Source organism: Paenibacillus gorillae, from assembly GCF_000513275.1.
Lineage (GTDB): Bacteria > Bacillota > Bacilli > Paenibacillales > Paenibacillaceae > Pristimantibacillus > Pristimantibacillus gorillae.
Window position 1 is genome coordinate 14,254 of sequence record NZ_CBVJ010000096.1, and the last position, 17,867, is coordinate 32,120.

The 17,867-nt window shown below is 50.9% G+C and carries 8 protein-coding genes and 1 riboswitch; of the genes, 1 reads left to right on the forward strand and 7 read right to left on the reverse strand.

The window, feature by feature from the left end; all coding sequences use genetic code 11:
* Nucleotides 1–291: 291 nt before the first annotated feature.
* From TY10_RS17675 to TY10_RS17705, 7 genes are all read right to left on the reverse strand, one after another.
* A complete protein-coding gene (locus TY10_RS17675; RefSeq protein WP_042166264.1) occupies nt 292–1,038 on the reverse strand; it encodes an SDR family NAD(P)-dependent oxidoreductase in 747 nt (248 codons plus the stop codon).
* Between the two features lie 153 nt (nt 1,039–1,191).
* The gene (gene thrC, locus TY10_RS17680) at nt 1,192–2,589 is read right to left on the reverse strand and encodes a threonine synthase (RefSeq protein WP_042166266.1); all 1,398 of its coding nucleotides are present in this window, start codon (nt 2,587–2,589) and stop codon (nt 1,192–1,194) included.
* 184 nt (nt 2,590–2,773) lie between these two features.
* Nucleotides 2,774–3,838, reverse strand: a complete 1,065-nt coding sequence (locus tag TY10_RS17685) for an undecaprenyldiphospho-muramoylpentapeptide beta-N-acetylglucosaminyltransferase (protein WP_042166282.1) — start codon at nt 3,836–3,838, stop codon at nt 2,774–2,776.
* 215 nt (nt 3,839–4,053) lie between these two features.
* Nucleotides 4,054–4,413 carry an ArsR/SmtB family transcription factor gene (locus TY10_RS17690; protein ID WP_042166268.1) on the reverse strand — a complete coding sequence of 120 codons (360 nt, stop codon included), beginning with the start codon at nt 4,411–4,413 and terminating at the stop codon, nt 4,054–4,056.
* Nucleotides 4,400–4,828 carry an SRPBCC family protein gene (locus TY10_RS17695; protein ID WP_042166270.1) on the reverse strand — a complete coding sequence of 143 codons (429 nt, stop codon included), beginning with the start codon at nt 4,826–4,828 and terminating at the stop codon, nt 4,400–4,402. The genes TY10_RS17690 and TY10_RS17695 overlap by 14 nt, the downstream gene beginning before the upstream one ends.
* A gap of 142 nt (nt 4,829–4,970) precedes the next feature.
* On the reverse strand, nt 4,971–6,068 hold the full coding sequence (locus TY10_RS17700; protein ID WP_042166272.1) for a PQQ-dependent sugar dehydrogenase: 1,098 nt from the start codon (nt 6,066–6,068) through the stop codon (nt 4,971–4,973).
* 208 nt (nt 6,069–6,276) lie between these two features.
* Entirely contained in the window at nt 6,277–12,930 is a 6,654-nt protein-coding gene (locus TY10_RS17705) for an S-layer homology domain-containing protein (protein ID WP_042166274.1), read from the reverse strand.
* Between the two features lie 221 nt (nt 12,931–13,151).
* A riboswitch (cobalamin riboswitch) is annotated at nt 13,152–13,355 on the forward strand.
* A 154-nt stretch (nt 13,356–13,509) separates the two neighbouring features.
* Between TY10_RS17705 and TY10_RS28995 the strand changes: the two genes are divergently transcribed.
* Nucleotides 13,510–17,688 carry an S-layer homology domain-containing protein gene (locus TY10_RS28995; protein WP_052350619.1) on the forward strand — a complete coding sequence of 1,393 codons (4,179 nt, stop codon included), beginning with the start codon at nt 13,510–13,512 and terminating at the stop codon, nt 17,686–17,688.
* Nucleotides 17,689–17,867: the final 179 nt, after the last annotated feature.

The window sequence follows — 17,867 nt, forward strand, 5'->3', positions numbered from 1 at the left end:
ACTCATGCGAACATTTGCGAAGCAGCTTCGCTATGTAGCGAAGCTAAATTCGTTATATAGGAGGATGAGTCGGGTAACTGCCCCCATAGCGAACTTAACTTCGTTATTCGTGAACCTTGGTTCACGGAAAACGTAAAAAAAGTTCGCTATAAACTCGCAGTCCGCTAGATCGCCCTCTATACCAACTAGTTAGCGAACTGCCCTTCGTTATTTTGCGAATCAGCTTCGCTCGGGGCTGGAAAATCGCACTAGCAAATTGACCGTCGACGGTAACAGAGTACCATGTGCGCCCTACTCCTCATAGATCATTTTACGCGTCATACCGCCGTCTACGACCAAGTTGATGCCGTTGACGAAGTCATTGCCCGGATCGGTCAAATAGAAGCATGCGCGCACGATATCCTCCGGCCGGCCAACCCGCATCGACGGATGCTGAGCGTGATCCTGCTCGCGAAGCGCTGCATAATCACCGTTCTCGATCCAGCCCGGACTTACGGTATTGACGCGAATCCGTTCCGCTGCAAACGAAACGGCGAGCGCGTGCGACAGCGATACGATACCGCCTTTCGAAGCGGCATATGCTTCCGAGTTCGGCTCGGACATCATCGCCCGTGTCGAAGCCATATTGACGATCGCACCGCCGCCATGCTCCCGCATGATCTTGGCCGCCTCTCTGGCGCAAAGAAAAGTCCCGCGCAAGTTCGTATGTATCACATAATCCCATTCTTCCAGCGTAATGTCATACGGTGACTTCCAATAGGAAAGCCCCGCATTGTTAATAAGTACATCGAGCCTTCCATACTGTTCCCGAATGGAGGCATACAAAGCTTCTATCTCTTCGGGACGACTGAGATCGACGGTATAGGAGACCGCCTCTCCCCCTGCCTTCTGAATATCTTGAACGGTCTGCAGAGCGGCTTCAGCGTTACGATCCACCGCAATTACCTTCGCTCCTTCGGCTGCGTAAGCAAGCGCAACCGCACGCCCGATGCCTTGTCCAGTTCCTGTCACAAGAACAATGCTGTTTGAATATTTCATTTTACTTTGCCCCTCCTTCAAATTTATACCAGTTGACCTTCATGCCTGAAATTGTACGGGCAGTGTTATGCAATTTCATTATATAAATAGCGTACAAAAAAAACCTCCAGACTCGCCTAAGCAAAGGTCTGAAGGTTTTTCCAGGGGGTCCCCTTATGCATTATAAAATTGAACAAGCTCGCGCACGATCTCTTCCGCCGAGCCGTCCACCTGTGTCTGGCGCTGAGGCTTGCTGAACAACGCTTCGATTTGCTCCGGGAACTGCTGTTCAATGCCGCAAAGCGCAATCGCCTCATTGAATTTCGCCGGATGCGCTGTCGCTAGCGATACCGTTACATCCTGCGCGCCGCTGCGCACGTCAGAAGCCGCTACGCCGCATGCGGAATGCGGATCAAGCAGATAGCCGGTTGCCGACTTGTATTTCGAAATCGTATCCAGACATTCCTGTCCTTGTACGCCGTGGGCAGCAAACTCCGCCTGTACGCGGGCAAGGGCATCCGCTGGAATGACGATTTCGCCATCACGTTTGAAGCCGTCCATCAGCTCGCGGATTTGCGCCGGATTTTCATCCAGTACATAGTACAGGTAACGCTCGAAGTTGCTGGCTACCTGAATATCCATCGACGGGCTGTACGTCGAGCGGAAACCGCCCGGCTTGTACACGCCCTCTTGAATAAAACGCTCCAAAATATTGTTCTCGTTTGTTGCCAGAATGAGCTTGTTAACCGGCAATCCCATGCGTTTCGCCAGATAACCGGCAAAAATATCACCGAAGTTGCCAGTCGGCACGCTGAAGTTAAGCTGCTGCTCGCTGCCCGTCTGCTTGGCAACTTGGAAGTATGCATAGAAGTAATAAACCGTCTGCGCCAGAATGCGCACAAAGTTGATGGAGTTGATTGCGCACAGATGATTATTCGCTTTGAAATCGAGATCAGCGAACAGATCTTTAATGATGCGTTGGCAATCATCGAAGTTGCCTTCCACAGACAGATTCAGTACGTTCGAATCCTGAACGGTCGTCATTTGCAGCTCCTGCACCTTGCTCACTTTGCCGTTCGGGTGAAGGATGGCGATTTTAATACCCTCTTTGCCGCGTACGCCTTCAATAGCAGACGCCCCCGTATCGCCGGAAGTTGCGCCAAGGATGTGGATCGTTTTATTTTGCTTGCGGGATACGTATGTGTACAACTGGCCCATAAACTGCAGGGCGATATCTTTAAACGCAAAAGTCGGCCCGTGGAAAAGCTCCAGCAGGTACAAGCTGTCGTTCAGCTTGCGCACTGGCGTTACCTCCGGATCGCGGAACGTCGAATAGCTGTCATAGACGAGCTTCTTCAGATCTTCTTGCGGAATTTCATCATTCGTATAGTAGGAGAAGATTTCGAGAACCAGCTCCTGATAGCTGAGGTTCTGCCATTCCTTCAGCTTTGCTGCGGAAATAACAGGGATTTCGCTTGGCACGAGCAAGCCTCCGTCATCTCCCAAGCCCATCAAAAACGCGTCAATAAATCCGATTTTCCCGACATTGCCTCGGGTACTGATATATTCCATGTTCGATTCCCTCCTGCAATTTAACGCACATGTCCTGCCAAATAAGGCAATAACATAACCTTGCCTATGCTTCCCCCCATTATACGAAAAAGACCGCTCCAACCTCAAGCAGTAATTTGTCCCGCTTGGGCTGGAACCGTCTCCGTAAGCAGCCAAAAATGTGTGAAAGCTGCACAGCGCTTCCTTATTTCCGGTTTGGCTTTGCCGTATTTTTAATCATTTGGAACAGCATCGACAGCGTATCCTTACGTTCGTCCTGCTCCATTCTCTCGATATATTTGTCGCGGTTTGCGTACAGTGTCTCCACGCTGCTTGTCAGCGTCTCTGCCGTCATCTGCTCCTCGAACAGCACGTCGCTGTAGCCCGCCTGTTGGAACGAGCGCGCATTCAGCAGCTGGTCGCCGCGGCTTTGCTCCTTCGTCAGCGGAATTAACAGCATCGGCTTGCGCAAATATAAAAATTCAAAGATCGAATTGGAGCCCGCTCTGGAGATGATGACATCAGACATCGCCAGCACATCCGGCAGCTCTTCGTTAATGTATTCAAATTGCCTGTAATACGGCGATTCCAAGGACGGCTCTACCTGTCCCTTGCCGCAAAGATGGACGATCTGAAACCGTTCGGTCAACCGGCCAAGCGCTGATCTGACCGCTTGATTGATTTTGCGCGCGCCAAGGCTTCCGCCCATAATAAGCAGTACTGGCTTCGTTGAGGAAAAGTTGCAAAAGGCTCGGCCTTTCGATACATTCCCCTGCTTCAGCTGCTCGCGAATGACCGCGCCGACATACCGGGCTTTTCCTGCCGGCAGATACTGTTCAGTCTCCGTAAATGTCGTACAGACGCCTGTTGCGAGCGGTATCGCAATCCGGTTCGCCAGACCCGGCGTGAGATCCGATTCATGAATCAGTACCGGAACCCGATTCAGCTTGGCTCCCAGCACGACCGGCACCGACACGAAGCCGCCCTTCGAGAACAAGACGTCAGGCTTTTCTTTTCGAATAATCCGGTAAGCTTGAAAGGCGCCCTTCACGACTTTGAAAGGGTCCTTTACATTTTGCCAATCCAGATAGCGCCGAAGCTTGCCTGTAGCGATACCGTAATATTTCACATCTTGAAGCGGAGTGATCAGCTGCCGCTCGATCCCTGCCTCCGAGCCTATGTAATCGACAGACCAGCCTTCCTCCACAAAACGCGGAATGAGCGCCAGGTTGACCGTCACATGTCCCGCCGATCCGCCGCCTGTAAACATAATTTTTTTCTTGTGCACACGCCTTCACTCCTCGCTCAGCCTAACTATCCCCCTATTGTATGCCACCCTGCTCGCCTATTTCCAGTCAAAAATAGCAAATGGCGAAATATCGCCGCTAAGCGACGCGATTTCGCCATTTTTGCCTTTTAGGGTTGAAATTGCTGAACAAGGCCGAGGCGGAGGCCGGAGTCCATGCTTGGTTGCGACATTGAGGTCTAACCTTCGCCGCTTTCCTCATCCTCTTCCACAAGCCGTTTCAGCGCCCCCAGCTTGTTCTCCCAGAAGCGCTCATAATAAGCGAGCCAGCGCTTTAGCTCGCGCAGCGGCTCCGCATCCAGCCGGTACCGGGTTTCCCGGCCGACCTTCCGCTCCTTCACGAGCCCCGCATCCGCTAAAATGCGCAGATGCTTCGACACCGCCGTGCGGCTCATCGGATAATGCCCGCTGATCACATTCACCGGAAGCTCCTGATCGACAAGCAGCTTCAGCAGACTGCGGCGCGTCGGATCGGCAATTGCCTGGAATACGTCCTGTGTCGGTTCGGCTGCTCCAGCTTGATTATTAAGCCTCGACATAATTCTGGAGCGCCAGCACCAGCTTGCTCCAGCCGCCGGACATTCTCTCCCGGACAAGCGTATGCGCCTCTCCGAATTCGGTTACGGAATCCGTCGTCCAGCCGCTGTGTACGAGCGTGAACTCCGTTTCCTTCTCACCTGTCTCCTTCAATTGGAAGGAAAGCGTCCAGTCCTTGCCCCAGTTGAACGAGAGCAGGTTCGGCGGCTCCAGCTCTGTTACCTTGCACGGCGATTTGCCGAACGGACCGGCTTCAAGCTGGAATTCATGGCCGATAACCGCTTCGAAATTGACCGGCGGCATAAACCAAGCCGCGATTCCTTCAGCCGTCGCGACAGCCTTCCACACTTTCTCAATGGATGCCTTTAATACAAGCGTTTGCCGAATGTCCGGCAATTGATTAGCTGCTTCACTCATTTGCGATTTTCCTCCTCATGATGTCTTCCCTTCCGGAGCATGAAGCACAGAAGCGCTGCCTTGCTTCCCTCCGAAAGATTATTGCGAAACCATTTGGTTTCCTTTTATCATTAACCATTATAGGAAACCAAAAGGTTTCTTGTCAATCCTTATATCCGTGAAGCAGCAGGAGCCGATCATCTGTCTCCGACGGCGTACCGCGGCCGTCCGTATTGTTCGTTATCAGGTAGACTTGGCCGTCTTTAACCTTTACATCCCGTATACGTCCTTGACCAGAAAGCACCTGAACCACGCCATTCGTTTGCGGATCAAACCGGTACAAGCCTTCTCCGCGCAGCGCAGCGAACAGCAGCTTGCCATTATCGTCGAAAGCCGCTCCGGACGGAGCAATCGCCTTATCGCCTGAATGATAGAGCGGAACGATCATGCCTTCCTTCTCAGCGTCGCCAATAATATCCGGCCAGCCGTAATTGCCGCCCGCGATGATCCGGTTAACCTCGTCGTGCCCGCCCGGATCGCCAGAGGGTCCGTGCTCCGTGCTATACATCTCTCCAGCTTTGTTCCATGCGATGCCTTGCGGATTCCGGTGTCCATACGAATAGACGTAGGAATCCGGGAACGGATTATCCTTCGGAACAGACCCGTCTACGTTCAAACGCAATATTTTTCCAGCAAAACTGTTCAGGTCTTGCGCCAGCTTCGGCTGATCCGAATCGCCTGTCGTCACATACAGCTTGCCATCGGGACCAAGTGCGATTCTGCCGCCGTTATGATTGAAATAGCCGGGAATGCCCTCCAGCAGCGACTGCACCTCTACCCAGCCTTTGTCTGTGTGTTCCAATACGACAACCCGATTGACTACCGCGTCGTTCTCCTTATACGTGTGGTATGCATAAGCGCGTTTGCTTTTCGGAAAATCAGCAGCCAGTGCAAAGCCGAGCAACCCGCCTTCCCCTTCCGCAAACAGAGGCTTCTTAAGCTCTACCGTTTCCCGGGTCAGCTTCTTGCCCTCCAGCTTCACGATCGTACCGCCACGTTCGGTGATGTATGCCGTATTTTTGTCAAAATCCAGCGCCCAAGGCACCTTCAGCTTTTCTGCTAAAACCGTGAACTCCGGCTGGCTTTCGCCGCGGTTGCTATTCTCGTCGATTGGGGCCGTCGTTTCTTTCCCTTCGCAAGCCGATAATCCCCAGACTGCTAAAGCCAGCAGCATGACGATTACAATTGTCTTTGATTTCATCATTATCCTCCCTTTTCTGTTCCCTAATCACGTAATCTATTAAACTAGTATTGCCACATTCTCTGAAAATAAAACAAAAGAATCACTCCAATCTATTAACCAGTCCATATATTTACTTCCGGCATTCCGCAAAGGTTCCGCCTATAATAAAAGCTGCCCCGCTATCACCTTTGCAGATGATTAACGGGGCAGCCTCTTCATTCACAGTTTATTTATTCAGCAATTCCAAGGATTGAAGCAGCCGCTTCAAGATGACAGCAGCTTGAGCGCGGGTCGAATTCTCTTTCGGCGAGAATACGTCCTCCTTGATTCCATTCATAATGCCGCCGCTCACCGCAAGCTTCACCGATTCCGCAGCCCATGCGGATATCGTATTGGCATCCGTAAATGTTCCGGCTGCAGCCGAGCTTTCACCTGCGCCTTGACTCTGAGCCTGACCGAACAGCTTCAGCGCATTAGCGGCCATAACGGCCATTTCCTCGCGTGAAATCGTGCGGTTCGGCTTGAAAGTACCGTCATCGTAGCCTTTAAGTAAGCCGTATTTCACGGCAGACGCTACAGCAGGGGCAAACCATTCGCTCCCCTTCACATCCTTAAAGCCCGGTGCAGATACTGCATCGCCTGCCTGCTGGGGCAGACCAAGCGAACGAACGAGCATGGCTGCGAATTCAGCGCGCGTTACCGCTTTATTCGGCTCGAAACGATCCTCTGAAGCACCGTTCAAAATTCGTTTAGCTGACAACAGCTCAATATCTGCCTTCGCCCAATGACCTGCAATATCGGCATAAGTCTTGGAATAAGAAGCAATGACATAGATGCTGTTGCTGACACTTTTAATCGTAACAAGCGTTTTATCTCCGCTTATGCTCTCGAACAAAGCAGGCACATAACGGAATTGACCGGTAGACGAATCATAGACGAGTGCGGTCGTTTTGCTGCTGTCCAGCTTCCCGTCCACGATGATTGTTCTCGCAACATAGATCCCGCCAAAGCTTGTTACCTGTACGGTACGGTCGCCGGCTTTCACCGTGATGCTGAAATCGACAGGCGAGCCTTTCAACTCCAGCCCTGCTTCAGCGGCATGCTTGCGCAGCTCGCTTAACGCAGCTTCGGTTAGTTGATTAACGGCAAATGTCCATACCGCATTCGCCGTAGCCGTAATGCCAGCTTCCTTCAACGCCTTATCCACTTGAGACAGAGGAAACCGGTAGGCTGCCCCTCCGTTCTCTACAACGATAATCGCATTAGGATTCGATTTCTCTGCTTCAAGCAGAGCTTGAACCGAGAAGGATACGCCGTTCGCTCCAGCCGTGAAGCTGACTGTGGACGGATTGTCTTTCAATGCATTTTTCAGCTTACTGTCGTTAGCCGAGGTGTCAGCATTGTTGTCGACTGGCACGCTTCCGCCGCCGCTGCCAGTTCCCGGACCGCTGCCATTGCCGCCGTTCCCGTCAGCAGGAATTACGCTGAGCGTGTATGTGCGGGTTGTACCGTCTACGGTTATAGCGATCGTCGTCGTTCCGGTCGTAACGCCGGTAATGATATTGCCGCCGCTGACTGAAGCGATCGAGCTGTTGCCTGCCGCAATTGCCGCTTGCGGTGTCACATTATCGCCATTCGCCTTCAGGACAACAAGCGCCCTAGAAGCTCCTGCTTTTAATGTGAGCTTGCCGCTGCTGCCACCAAAGTCGATATGGAAAGGCTTCAGGATTGAAGCAAACCCTTCATTTATTTCTTTGAAAGCAAAACCTTCAGCACTATTCGTAACTGGAGAGATCCGCTCTCCGCGCACGATAACATTATCGACTTCAATGGATCCTTTGACGTTTTTCGTTACTTCGACGCCGCTCGTTCCCATTCCGTCCAGAACGTTGTCGATCAGCTTCACTTTATCCACACGGAAGTCGCCGTGTACGACCAGGCCGGAATAGGTGCTGTCGAGCGCCGTATTGTTGCGCACGATGACTTCGCCGTCCAGATCCTTCTCGCCGGCAAAAATCCAGATCGCACCCAGATTAACTTGATAGCCTGTATCGTAGCTGCCGTTGCGGATGAGCGTATTGCGCTCCACAATCGTTGTGCCCGTAAACGGTACCGGGTTAAAACGAGTGGAAACTGCAATGCCTGCTCCGTTTGTAATCGTATCACTTGTTACATTGTCTTGAATCTTATTGCCGTGTCCGCCGAATACAACGATATTATCGGCCAGCCATGGAAGCGACACGGTATTGAACCTAGCCGTGTTATTGATACTTGGAACAAGGAAGGACCACATCGCAATGCCGTCATCGCCCGGATAACGGATATCCGACTGCTCCATCATGCTGTCCTGTGTACCGACGCAGAAGTTGATGCCGTCGGCCATCAGATTGCGCAGACGCAGCCCGACCATATGAAGGCCGTCTGTAATTTCGTCAAAATAAACATCGCCGCCTGCTGCACGGTTTTTCACCTTTGTCAGCCAGAGTCCCGTCTTGGAATGCTCGACCCAAACGTTCTGAATGACCGAGCCTTTGCCGAACGCTCCCTCAAACGCGTGCGTGGAAGCTTCGTCGTCACGTATATTCAATTCGCCGTCAATGAGTAAATCATAGACTTGAATATTCGTGCCTTGGCCGATAAAACGAGCGCCGATAAGCGTCGTATGCCACATGCCCGATCCGCGAATCGTAATTTGATCCAGCGTAATATTGTCGCCTGTGAAATGGAAGATGCCTTGCGGGAACCATACGCCTTTGCCTTGTGCTTTCGCCGCAGTGATCGCTGCAAGCAGAGCCGCAGTGTCATCATTACCGTCTCCAGCAACTGCACCAAAATCAGTCACTGATAAGAAATTGGCCGGCTGAGCAAATGCATCAGCAACCTGCTCCAAATCAATCAAGTCGATTGTATAGTAGTCGGCTGTATCTGCCGCATCCTTTTGCAGACGAATGACCGAGCCTGCAGGCACATCGCCGATCAGCACATGCGCTTCATCGAAGAAGCGGTGCGGACTGCCCTGCGATGGATCATTTGACCAAGGATAGCTGCCATATTCCCAAGCATGCTTCGAGGTAAGCGATAGGCGCTCGCGAAGCTCGCCGTTCACATAAAGGCCCAATGATGCGTTAATGCCTGTTCCGTCGCTGCTGTCAGGCATAGAGAAGCGCAGCGTCAGTGCATTAGCGGCCTCGGCCGTTTCAAATTCAACATATTCTCCGGTATTCGCCAGCGTAACCGCTTGACGTCCCGAAGCTTCCGAAGCTACTTCCTTATACAATCTTGAAGGTTCAATTAGCGTGCCGTTCGTTTTTCCATGCTCCGCCTCATATGTGATGTATGGAAGTGTTGCTCCACGGAAGGCTTTGCCTACGCTGTTCTTCACGATCAGATAATCAATAGCAGCTCCGCCATCGCCTGCCCCATCTACCTGCAGAGACACCGTGTTGATGCCCGAGCGCAGAGCAAGGTCGAGTTCCGCCGTTGACCAGCCTTGAGCAGCCGGAAGCTCGACATGTCCTGATGGAAGACCGTTCACATAGACGTTGAAACGTTTTGCTTCTGCTGAAGCATTGTTATAGCGAACTGCCGTTTCATAATTTCCAGCAGCTTGCGCATTGACGGTGAATGCAATTTTACCGCCAACCGCCGTAAATCCATCCGCATAGCCTTCACCAGAGAATCCTGCAGTCGTCGTCTTCACTGCAACGCCGCCTGCAATGAATGCTTCCTCCGCTTCATAGATCACGTCAGCCGCAATCGGGTTCAGCTTCCATAAGGAGGCGTCGGCTGTTGCCGGAACGCCATAGGACGTGCCGGATGCGGAATCGGTAAGCACACCGCTGCCGTCAGCAGCACTGCTTGCCGTTACATAGCCGCCTCTCTCGTTCAGCGTCCATTGAATAAGATTGTTGCCAGCCTCTAGCGCAGATGTCGTCAGTTCAGCGCTCAAGTAACGGCCGGATTGACGGTTCTGCAGCAGCTTGCGGCCATTATATTCCTGCAGCAGCCATTGCGCGGCACTGCTGCTGCCGTTCACAGCTTGCGTCGAAACCGTTCCGTTCTGCTCAACAAGCAATTCACCTGTTACCTTGGATACGATATTGATATAGTGCGTGTCGCTAAAGATTGGCGTCGAGGTTACATCATTACGCGCCTCGCCCATCTCCGGCGTTTCAAACTGCTCCGGTGCTTGCTCCAGCTTCCATTGCAGAGATCCGAAAGAATCCGGATAGAGACCACGTTCAACATAGCCTGCACTGTTTTGCACATTCAAATATTCATCGTTATAGCTGCCATTGAGACTGCGCACCAAGTAACTGCCTTGCGCAGGAGCGTTCTCAATGCTCCAGCTTTGCGCAGCAGAATCCGCAGCCGGCTCTTCCGCTGTAATATACGTATAATCATGCTGTGTCGTCAGCACATGGCCGGTCACCCTGTTCACGATCTGCTTGCGGCCGTTAACGTCTTGAATGAACCAGTGCGAATAACCATTGGACGGCTGAATTGCACCATACATAATGATGCCGCCCTTGTTCTCGTACAAATACTGGCCATTTGCCGAATTTTTGATTCGAATCGCCTCTTCAGGCAGCGGCTGCTCAACCGTCACAGCTTCGATAGCAAATTTCGCTGCATCTTGCGAAGCTACTAACCGGCTAATCTTCGTATAATCGCCTGCCGTATAGAGGATGTGACGGTCCCAGGCGCTTACGATATTGATAAAGCCCTCTGAATCCGATGTTTGCAGCTTCCACTTCGCACTTCCCCAACATAAGCAAATATCCTTGTACGTATTCACTTGCTTATCCGGTGCATCCTCACCGGCTCCGATATCCTCCATCGTAATGTACTGGCCAGTTGAAAGATTTTTCAGACGGAACTGATCCGCTGCATCCGTACCTTCCACAAACCAGACAGAAGCCTTATTCTCCACGCCGACATTGCCGTTTTTCACTTTACCGAGGTCAGCCCCAGGCTCCGTGACTTCATACAGATATTGGCCGCTATCCTTACTCTTCAGACGAATGTAGGAAGGCATCGCATCCGATACCGGCACGAATGTCCATCTTGGACTCGACCAAGCAGGGTTAATGACGCTATACTCCGCGTATTTCGTCAAACCTTGCAGATTAATAAATTTTTGCTGGCCTTCGATATTGTTTTTATCCAGCACGCTATTAATCAGTTTCGGACCACCCAGATCTTTGATCACCCAGATTGCCCCGTTGTTCTCATCCTCCACTTCAGTAACCTTAATCCCGCCGCCGTTTGGATCGAGATTGATGTAATGCCCTGTCTCTCGGTTCTGAATTCGCTTCCGGCCGTTAAACTTCTCAATTAGCCAGTGTGAGCTTTGATCGTCTGCCTTCGGATTACCGTATTTCAAACGACCAGCATCATCTTCGTAGAGGAACATATTTTGCCACACGCTTGAAATCCGAACATATTGCAGCGTTCCGTCAGTGCTTACGTTTAAATCCTCGAGCAGCCATTGCGCTGCATCCGTTTCTGGATCGGTCACACCTCCCAGTACCAGATCGGAATCATCCGCTTTATGAGCATAATAGGTCGATTCTGTTACGCTCCGGAAGCTTTTATAATCATCATAGATTGTAGAATCCGTGATGATCCAGCCTTCAGTCGGTGTCTCTGGAGCAGATTCTGCTACTTTCAATCCGGCGCCTTCTTCTGCAACTGGCAAGGCCACATAGTTGCCTGTTCCCGCGTTACGGAATTGTTTCGCTCCGTTATTGTCCTCCACCAGCCATTGATACGATTTATTTTGGACGTTGGCTTGACCCAATGGTCCGAATTTCAATTGCCCTTGATCTTCATACCAATAAGAAGTGCCTATTTTTTCTGTAGTGAAATTAACAATTCGAACTGGCACTATATCATGAGCCAATTCGATTTTCCATTGTGCGCTTCCCCAGCCTAATTGTACGCCTGTATTGGAAAGTATTTTTCCGCCGCCAGCTTCAGCATGCAGGATATAGGCAGCTGGATTAGCCGGATTGGCGCTAGTGAAATTGTAAAAGTTATTGCCTGCGCTTAGCTTATTCCATTCGCTATTGGCAGAGCTTCCATCCGACGATGCGAGCAGAACCGCTTCGAGGTCTGTGCCCTGCACCACATAATGACCCGTATCCCGATTGCGGAAACGGACCTTTTCACCACCGCTTCCATCCGTTGTCGTTTCCAGATACCAGTGCGAGGATGGATCGGCAGCGCTTAGCGGACCATATTTAATTGAACCATCCGTCCTATCCTCGTACAAATATTGTCCATCCCGGTACTGATTGCCGATGCGTATCGGCAGAAGCTCCGACACGGGCTCCAGCTTCCACTGCGGACTTTCAAACGTAATGTTAATGTCACTGCTGACCTCTGCAAAACCGAGCTGATCCTCGACGTGCAGCACTAGATTCGATGCCGAAGGTGCAGAGGCGCTCTTGATGACGATAAAGCCCGGACGGTTCGACTCGTGGAAAGACCATTGATCCGTAGCCGCGCTCGCGGTGATCTCTCGGCTCGTCACTGCATCCCTTCGTTTGGATACCTCCGCCATCGTCAGATAGTGACCGGTCTCACGGTTTTTAAGCCGTTTATTGCCGTTATAATCCTCCACCTGCCAATGCGAGCTTTCATTCGTTATGTTTGTAAAGCCATAGCGTACGATTCCATTCGAATCCTCGTACAAATAATTGTTTTGCCATCTGTTTTTCAACCGGACATAGCTTGCCCCAGACGCCAGACTTGCAGCAAGCGCCGTATCATCGGCCTCCACCGTCAGCTGCTGCCCTTCCGTACCCGCTTCCGGCGCTTCCGCCGCCGCCCCGTAAATAGGCATGCTTGTCAATAAAAGCAGCATTGCAAGCATGCAGGATAACCACCTTGCAGTAGACCTCCGCATCAATCGGATCCTCCTCAATGGAATGGAATAAATGCCTTTCCTTTCCATCATAGAATGCAACCGCTTACAGGACGAGGTGCGCTTCTAAACGGACTAGGTGTTTTTTTACGTATTAGCGGAATAAGAGACATTATCAACAGATTCATAGACAAAGATTGACGGAAAGAGTATGATCATATCTGATTATTTCATATTGCACAGAAAATGGTGCTTTCGATCCAAAATTTCCGATCGGATGCTTAAAAGGGAAGCCGGTGCAAATCCGGCGCGGTCCCGCCACTGTAATTGACGAGCAGCCCTTGAAGGGAGCCACTGACAGCTAAGGCTATCGGGAAGGCCAAGGGAAGCGATGACTCATGAGCCAGGAGACCTGCCTTTTTCTGATGTTTCTATTTTTCTTCGGGAGGTGAGAAAAGAGAAACGCGGCTTGCGATAGACGCTTGCGTTGCGTCGGCGGCTGCTGTTCTTTGTTGGTAAACCGCCCCTGCTTGGAGGCGGCTTTTTTGTTTTTTTATTCTATATATATGAAAGGATGCGACAACACTAGTGAAATCTTATCTTTTACGAAAATGGACGGCTTTGGCATTATCCTTGTTCGTCTTTCTATCCATGTTCAGCATTGCCCCTTTTACAGGGCATAAAGCGTATGCAGCTTCCGGGACCAATCCGAATCTAGGACCGTTCACAATTTACGAATACATTCCAGCGCCAGGACAGTTCTCCAACACCTACTTAATGAGCGATCCAAATGCGGAATGGAACAATAATTTGAGCAAAATTATGCCTCTCGGCGCATTTGGCGGCTATGTAATTTTCAAAATGGACGAACCAATTGTCGATAGCCCTCTCCACCCTTACGGTGTTGACTTTAACGTATACGGAAATGCTTTAACCGGCTTTTTTGAACCTGGCGCAATTGCCGTAGCCCAAGATGACGGTACAGGAAAACCCGGAAAATGGTATAACATCGCCGGCTCCGAGCATTACGAGGATGCAGCGATATGGGACTATAAGGTCAACTATACAAACCCGGACCCCGATTTTGCCATAACCAACGGCATCAATATTCCTTGGACGGATAATCAAGGAAATACCGGTGAGATCAAGACCACTGCCTATTTAAGGCCCTATTATCCCATCCCAAATAATTATCCATTAAGGCCTGCCGATTTTACCAACACAGGCTACAGTTATTCTGGCGTTAATATCAACGTTAGAAATAATGCTTTCGGTTATGCCGACAGCCATCCGAATAATTCTGGACCTTATGATGTTCTCGGAAACCCCTATGGAGCAACCGCCCCAAATGGCGACCCCATCGATATCGCCTGGGCTGTGGACGAAGACGGAAAACCAGCTAATCTAGAATCTATCGATTATGTAAAAGTATATACAGCCGTTCAAATCGACGGCGGCATGTTCGGTGAGGTCAGTACCGAAGTTAGCGGACTCACCATCGCTAAGCCCGCTGAAAGTATAACGGGCGTGACTAAGGATCTAAAAACACTGTCTCTCACAAGCACCTCGCCTGGCGCTTTGCCGCAGGTCTGGCATTTGACACCAGGACAGTATGTTTACGATGACATTATCGTCGATGCGGAGAGCATTAAAATTACAGCTAACGGCGATGCCGCAAATATTTACGTAAATAATACCCGAGGCACGGCCAATGCTCCAGTCAGCAAAGTGCTTACGCTAAGCGATTCAGAGCCACGGCTCGTCCGGGTCATTGCCCAAGATGGCAATAAACAGCCTGTTATTTATTATCTATGCCTACGCAAGGGCAAAGTATCAAAGCCGAGCAGCGGATCAGTAGATGCTGCTATTGAAAGCGCCGCGAGACAGATTTTGAACAAAGATGTCACCTCGGACTGGGAAGCGGCAGGACTCGCAAGAGCCGGCTATAAAGTACCCGAGAGTTACTACAATAAGCTAATCGAACGCATTACCCAAGCAAACGGCAATTTTTCCAACGTTACCGATTATGAGCGGCTCTCTCTTGCCATTACAGCCCTCGGCTACGATGCGACGAACTTCGCATCACATAATCTGATTGAGAAGATCCATAACTTCAACAATATTACGGCTCAAGGCGTAAACGGTCCTATCTATGGTCTCATTGCGCTTGATTCCGGCGGATATACGATTCCGGAAGACGCAAAGTGGAGCCGCGACAGTCTAGTCGACAAAATTATTGAGTACAAAAATCAAGACGGCGGCTACGGGTATGATGGAACAACCAGCACACCGGATATGACCGCGATGGCGCTTATCGCTCTGGCTCCATATATGGATCAAGAGCCGGCCAAAACAGCTGGGGAGCTGGCTGTACAATGGCTTTCCGCGCAGCAGCAGCCGCATGGCGGCTATGATGACAGCAGCGAAAGCGTTGCCCAAGCCATCATTGCGCTTACAGCAGCTGGCTTCGATCCGACTGATGCCGACTATACGAAAAATAATGTCAGCTTGGTTGACCGGCTGCTCTCCTTCCGCAAAGCGGACGGCGGCTATAGCCATAAGCTGACAGATGGCTCCAGCAATGCATTTTCCACTGAGCAAGCACTGCAGGCATTGGTCGCCTACCAGCTCTATACAGAAAACAACGGAAGACTTTACGATTATACCCAGACCGAGCTTCCAGGGGTCGAATTTGGTGTAACAGTCAATACCATTATTCAAGGCCCGGATGCACAAATATACCAAGGTGCTGCACATGGCGTTACTGCAATGGATGCACTATTCCAAGTAGCAGACATAAATGACATTGAAGTCGGATTTGATAACAGCGGCACATACGTAACCAGCATCAAAGGCATTGCACAGGGTTTGTACGGCGGTTTTGACGGCTGGATGTTTGTCGTCAAGCGTGACAATCAATGGGTGATACCGTCAGTCAGTATGGCGGGCTTCAAGCTGAACAAAAACGACCAGTTGCTGATTTATTATGGAGAAATGGATACGCAGCTCGTACAATCCGTTACACTGTCTCCGACACAACCGAAGGCAGGTGAAGATTTCACCGTCTCCGTCAATAAGTGGACATGGGACTGGGATAATAACGCAGAGCTCATAACACCAGCGGCAGGTGCCACGGTAACGATAGCTGGTGTGTCGGCCGTCATCGACAATAACGGCGTGGCAAGCTTTACCGGGGGGATCCCGGCCGCCGGTTCATATGAAGCGGTTATTACTCATCTGCGTGAAAACAAAGGACCGGCGGTCGTCCGCGACACCCGTCCGGTTACAATACAATCCGCGAATGTGGAGCCAGTCACTCGCACCGTTACACTTTCTGTCGTTGGCGACACTCAAAAGGGTACGATCGTCAACAACAAAACGATCGAGCTTGCTGATGGCGATACTGCATTTTCCGTACTCCATCGTGAACTAGGATCGAAAGTGGTCTATTCAGGCTCAGGCCCGTCCATCTACGTCTCCGCCATCGATGGGCTCACCGAATTTGACCGGGGACCAAAAAGCGGCTGGATGTTCGCCGTTAACGGCATTTATCCGGAAGTCAGCGCCGGCATCTATACACTGAAAGACAAAGACCGGGTGACCTGGAACTATACCGTAGACCTTGGTCAGGATCTTAACGCTGGCATGCCGCCGGATACAACATCGGCTATTAGCAAAGAATTGGAGCAAGCTTTCGGCCAATTGGCCATTAAAGCGGATAATACGCTGCCGATCGGACAAACGATTCGTACGACAGAAGTTTTGAACCGCAACAACGCGATGAGCAAGCAGCAAGTCGAAGAACTGTTGAAGGCATTGCAGGCTGGGCTGGTCTCAGTTAGCAAAACTACGTCAACCGACAAGGAAACCGTCATCTCCGATAGCTTTGGAGAAGCTAAGCTTGTCGTTCCAGCAGGCGCAACAACCGGACCGCTTACGATTTCCATTCAGGAATTAAAGGAACAGCGCCCGGGGCTTGCTACATCAGTCTTTGAATTCACGCCGAAGGATACCGTATTCGGCAAAGCTGTATACGTCCAATTCAAAGTTCCCGTTCAAACAGCGAACCCTGATGACCTGGTAATCTGCTGGCTGAACGAGCGCACCGGCGAGTGGATTCCTATCCCTTCCGTGCTGGATTTGAAAACAGGACTCATTACCGGCAAAGTGACTCACTTCACCAAATTTGCCGTTATTGACCGCAGTAAGCTGAACACGCCGCGTCCAACATTTACAGATGAAAGCCTGATCTCGTCATGGGCGCTGGAAGCTGTTCATCGTGTGTTTGAATCCAAAGTGATGGTCGGAGTTAGCGATACCGAGCTTCGTTTTGCTCCTAAGCAGTCCATGACGCGAGCAGAATTTGCCAAGTTAATTGTTAATCTGCTTAACGAAACGCCAGCTGCCGAAGCCAAGCAAATTTTCAAAGATGTTAAGCCGTCAAGCTGGTACTACGGCAGTGTAATGAAGGCGCAAGAATTAGGCATTATTCAAGGCATCTCGGCTACGGAATTCAAGCCGGATCAGGCGATTACCCGCCAAGAGATGGCTATTATGATTGCCAGAGCGTTCAAATTGGCAGGAGGATCTGATGCAGTTGCCTATAAAGATCAGGCAAGCATCTCGCCTTCCGCGCTTGAAGCCGTGCAAGCGGTAAGCTCGCAAGGGATCATGACCGGTTCGGGTGGATATTTCAGTCCGAAAGCACCGGTAACCCGGGAAATGGCGGCGGTTGTCGCTGACAAGCTGCTGAATCAAACGAAATAAATACTCGAAAGCCGTGAATCGTCTGTCTATCCAGACGATTCACGGCTTTTTTTTTTACACTCGCTAGAGTGCATGCTTCGGATGATTACCGTAATAGGCTCAGCCAAGGCGTTTAAAGGAATGAACTTACTCCAGCGAAGCTGATTCGCTATAGAGCGAAGCTAATTTCGCTCTTTCCC

Coding starts and splice junctions, on each gene's coding strand:
- TY10_RS17675 (WP_042166264.1), bottom strand. CDS start 1,038: ATGAAATATTCAAACAGCATTGTTCTTGTGACAGGAACTGGACAAGGC.
- thrC (WP_042166266.1), bottom strand. CDS start 2,589: ATGGAATATATCAGTACCCGAGGCAATGTCGGGAAAATCGGATTTATT.
- TY10_RS17685 (WP_042166282.1), bottom strand. CDS start 3,838: ATGTTTACAGGCGGCGGATCGGCGGGACATGTGACGGTCAACCTGGCG.
- TY10_RS17690 (WP_042166268.1), bottom strand. CDS start 4,413: ATGTCGAGGCTTAATAATCAAGCTGGAGCAGCCGAACCGACACAGGAC.
- TY10_RS17695 (WP_042166270.1), bottom strand. CDS start 4,828: ATGAGTGAAGCAGCTAATCAATTGCCGGACATTCGGCAAACGCTTGTA.
- TY10_RS17700 (WP_042166272.1), bottom strand. CDS start 6,068: ATGAAATCAAAGACAATTGTAATCGTCATGCTGCTGGCTTTAGCAGTC.
- TY10_RS17705 (WP_042166274.1), bottom strand. CDS start 12,930: ATGCTTGCAATGCTGCTTTTATTGACAAGCATGCCTATTTACGGGGCG.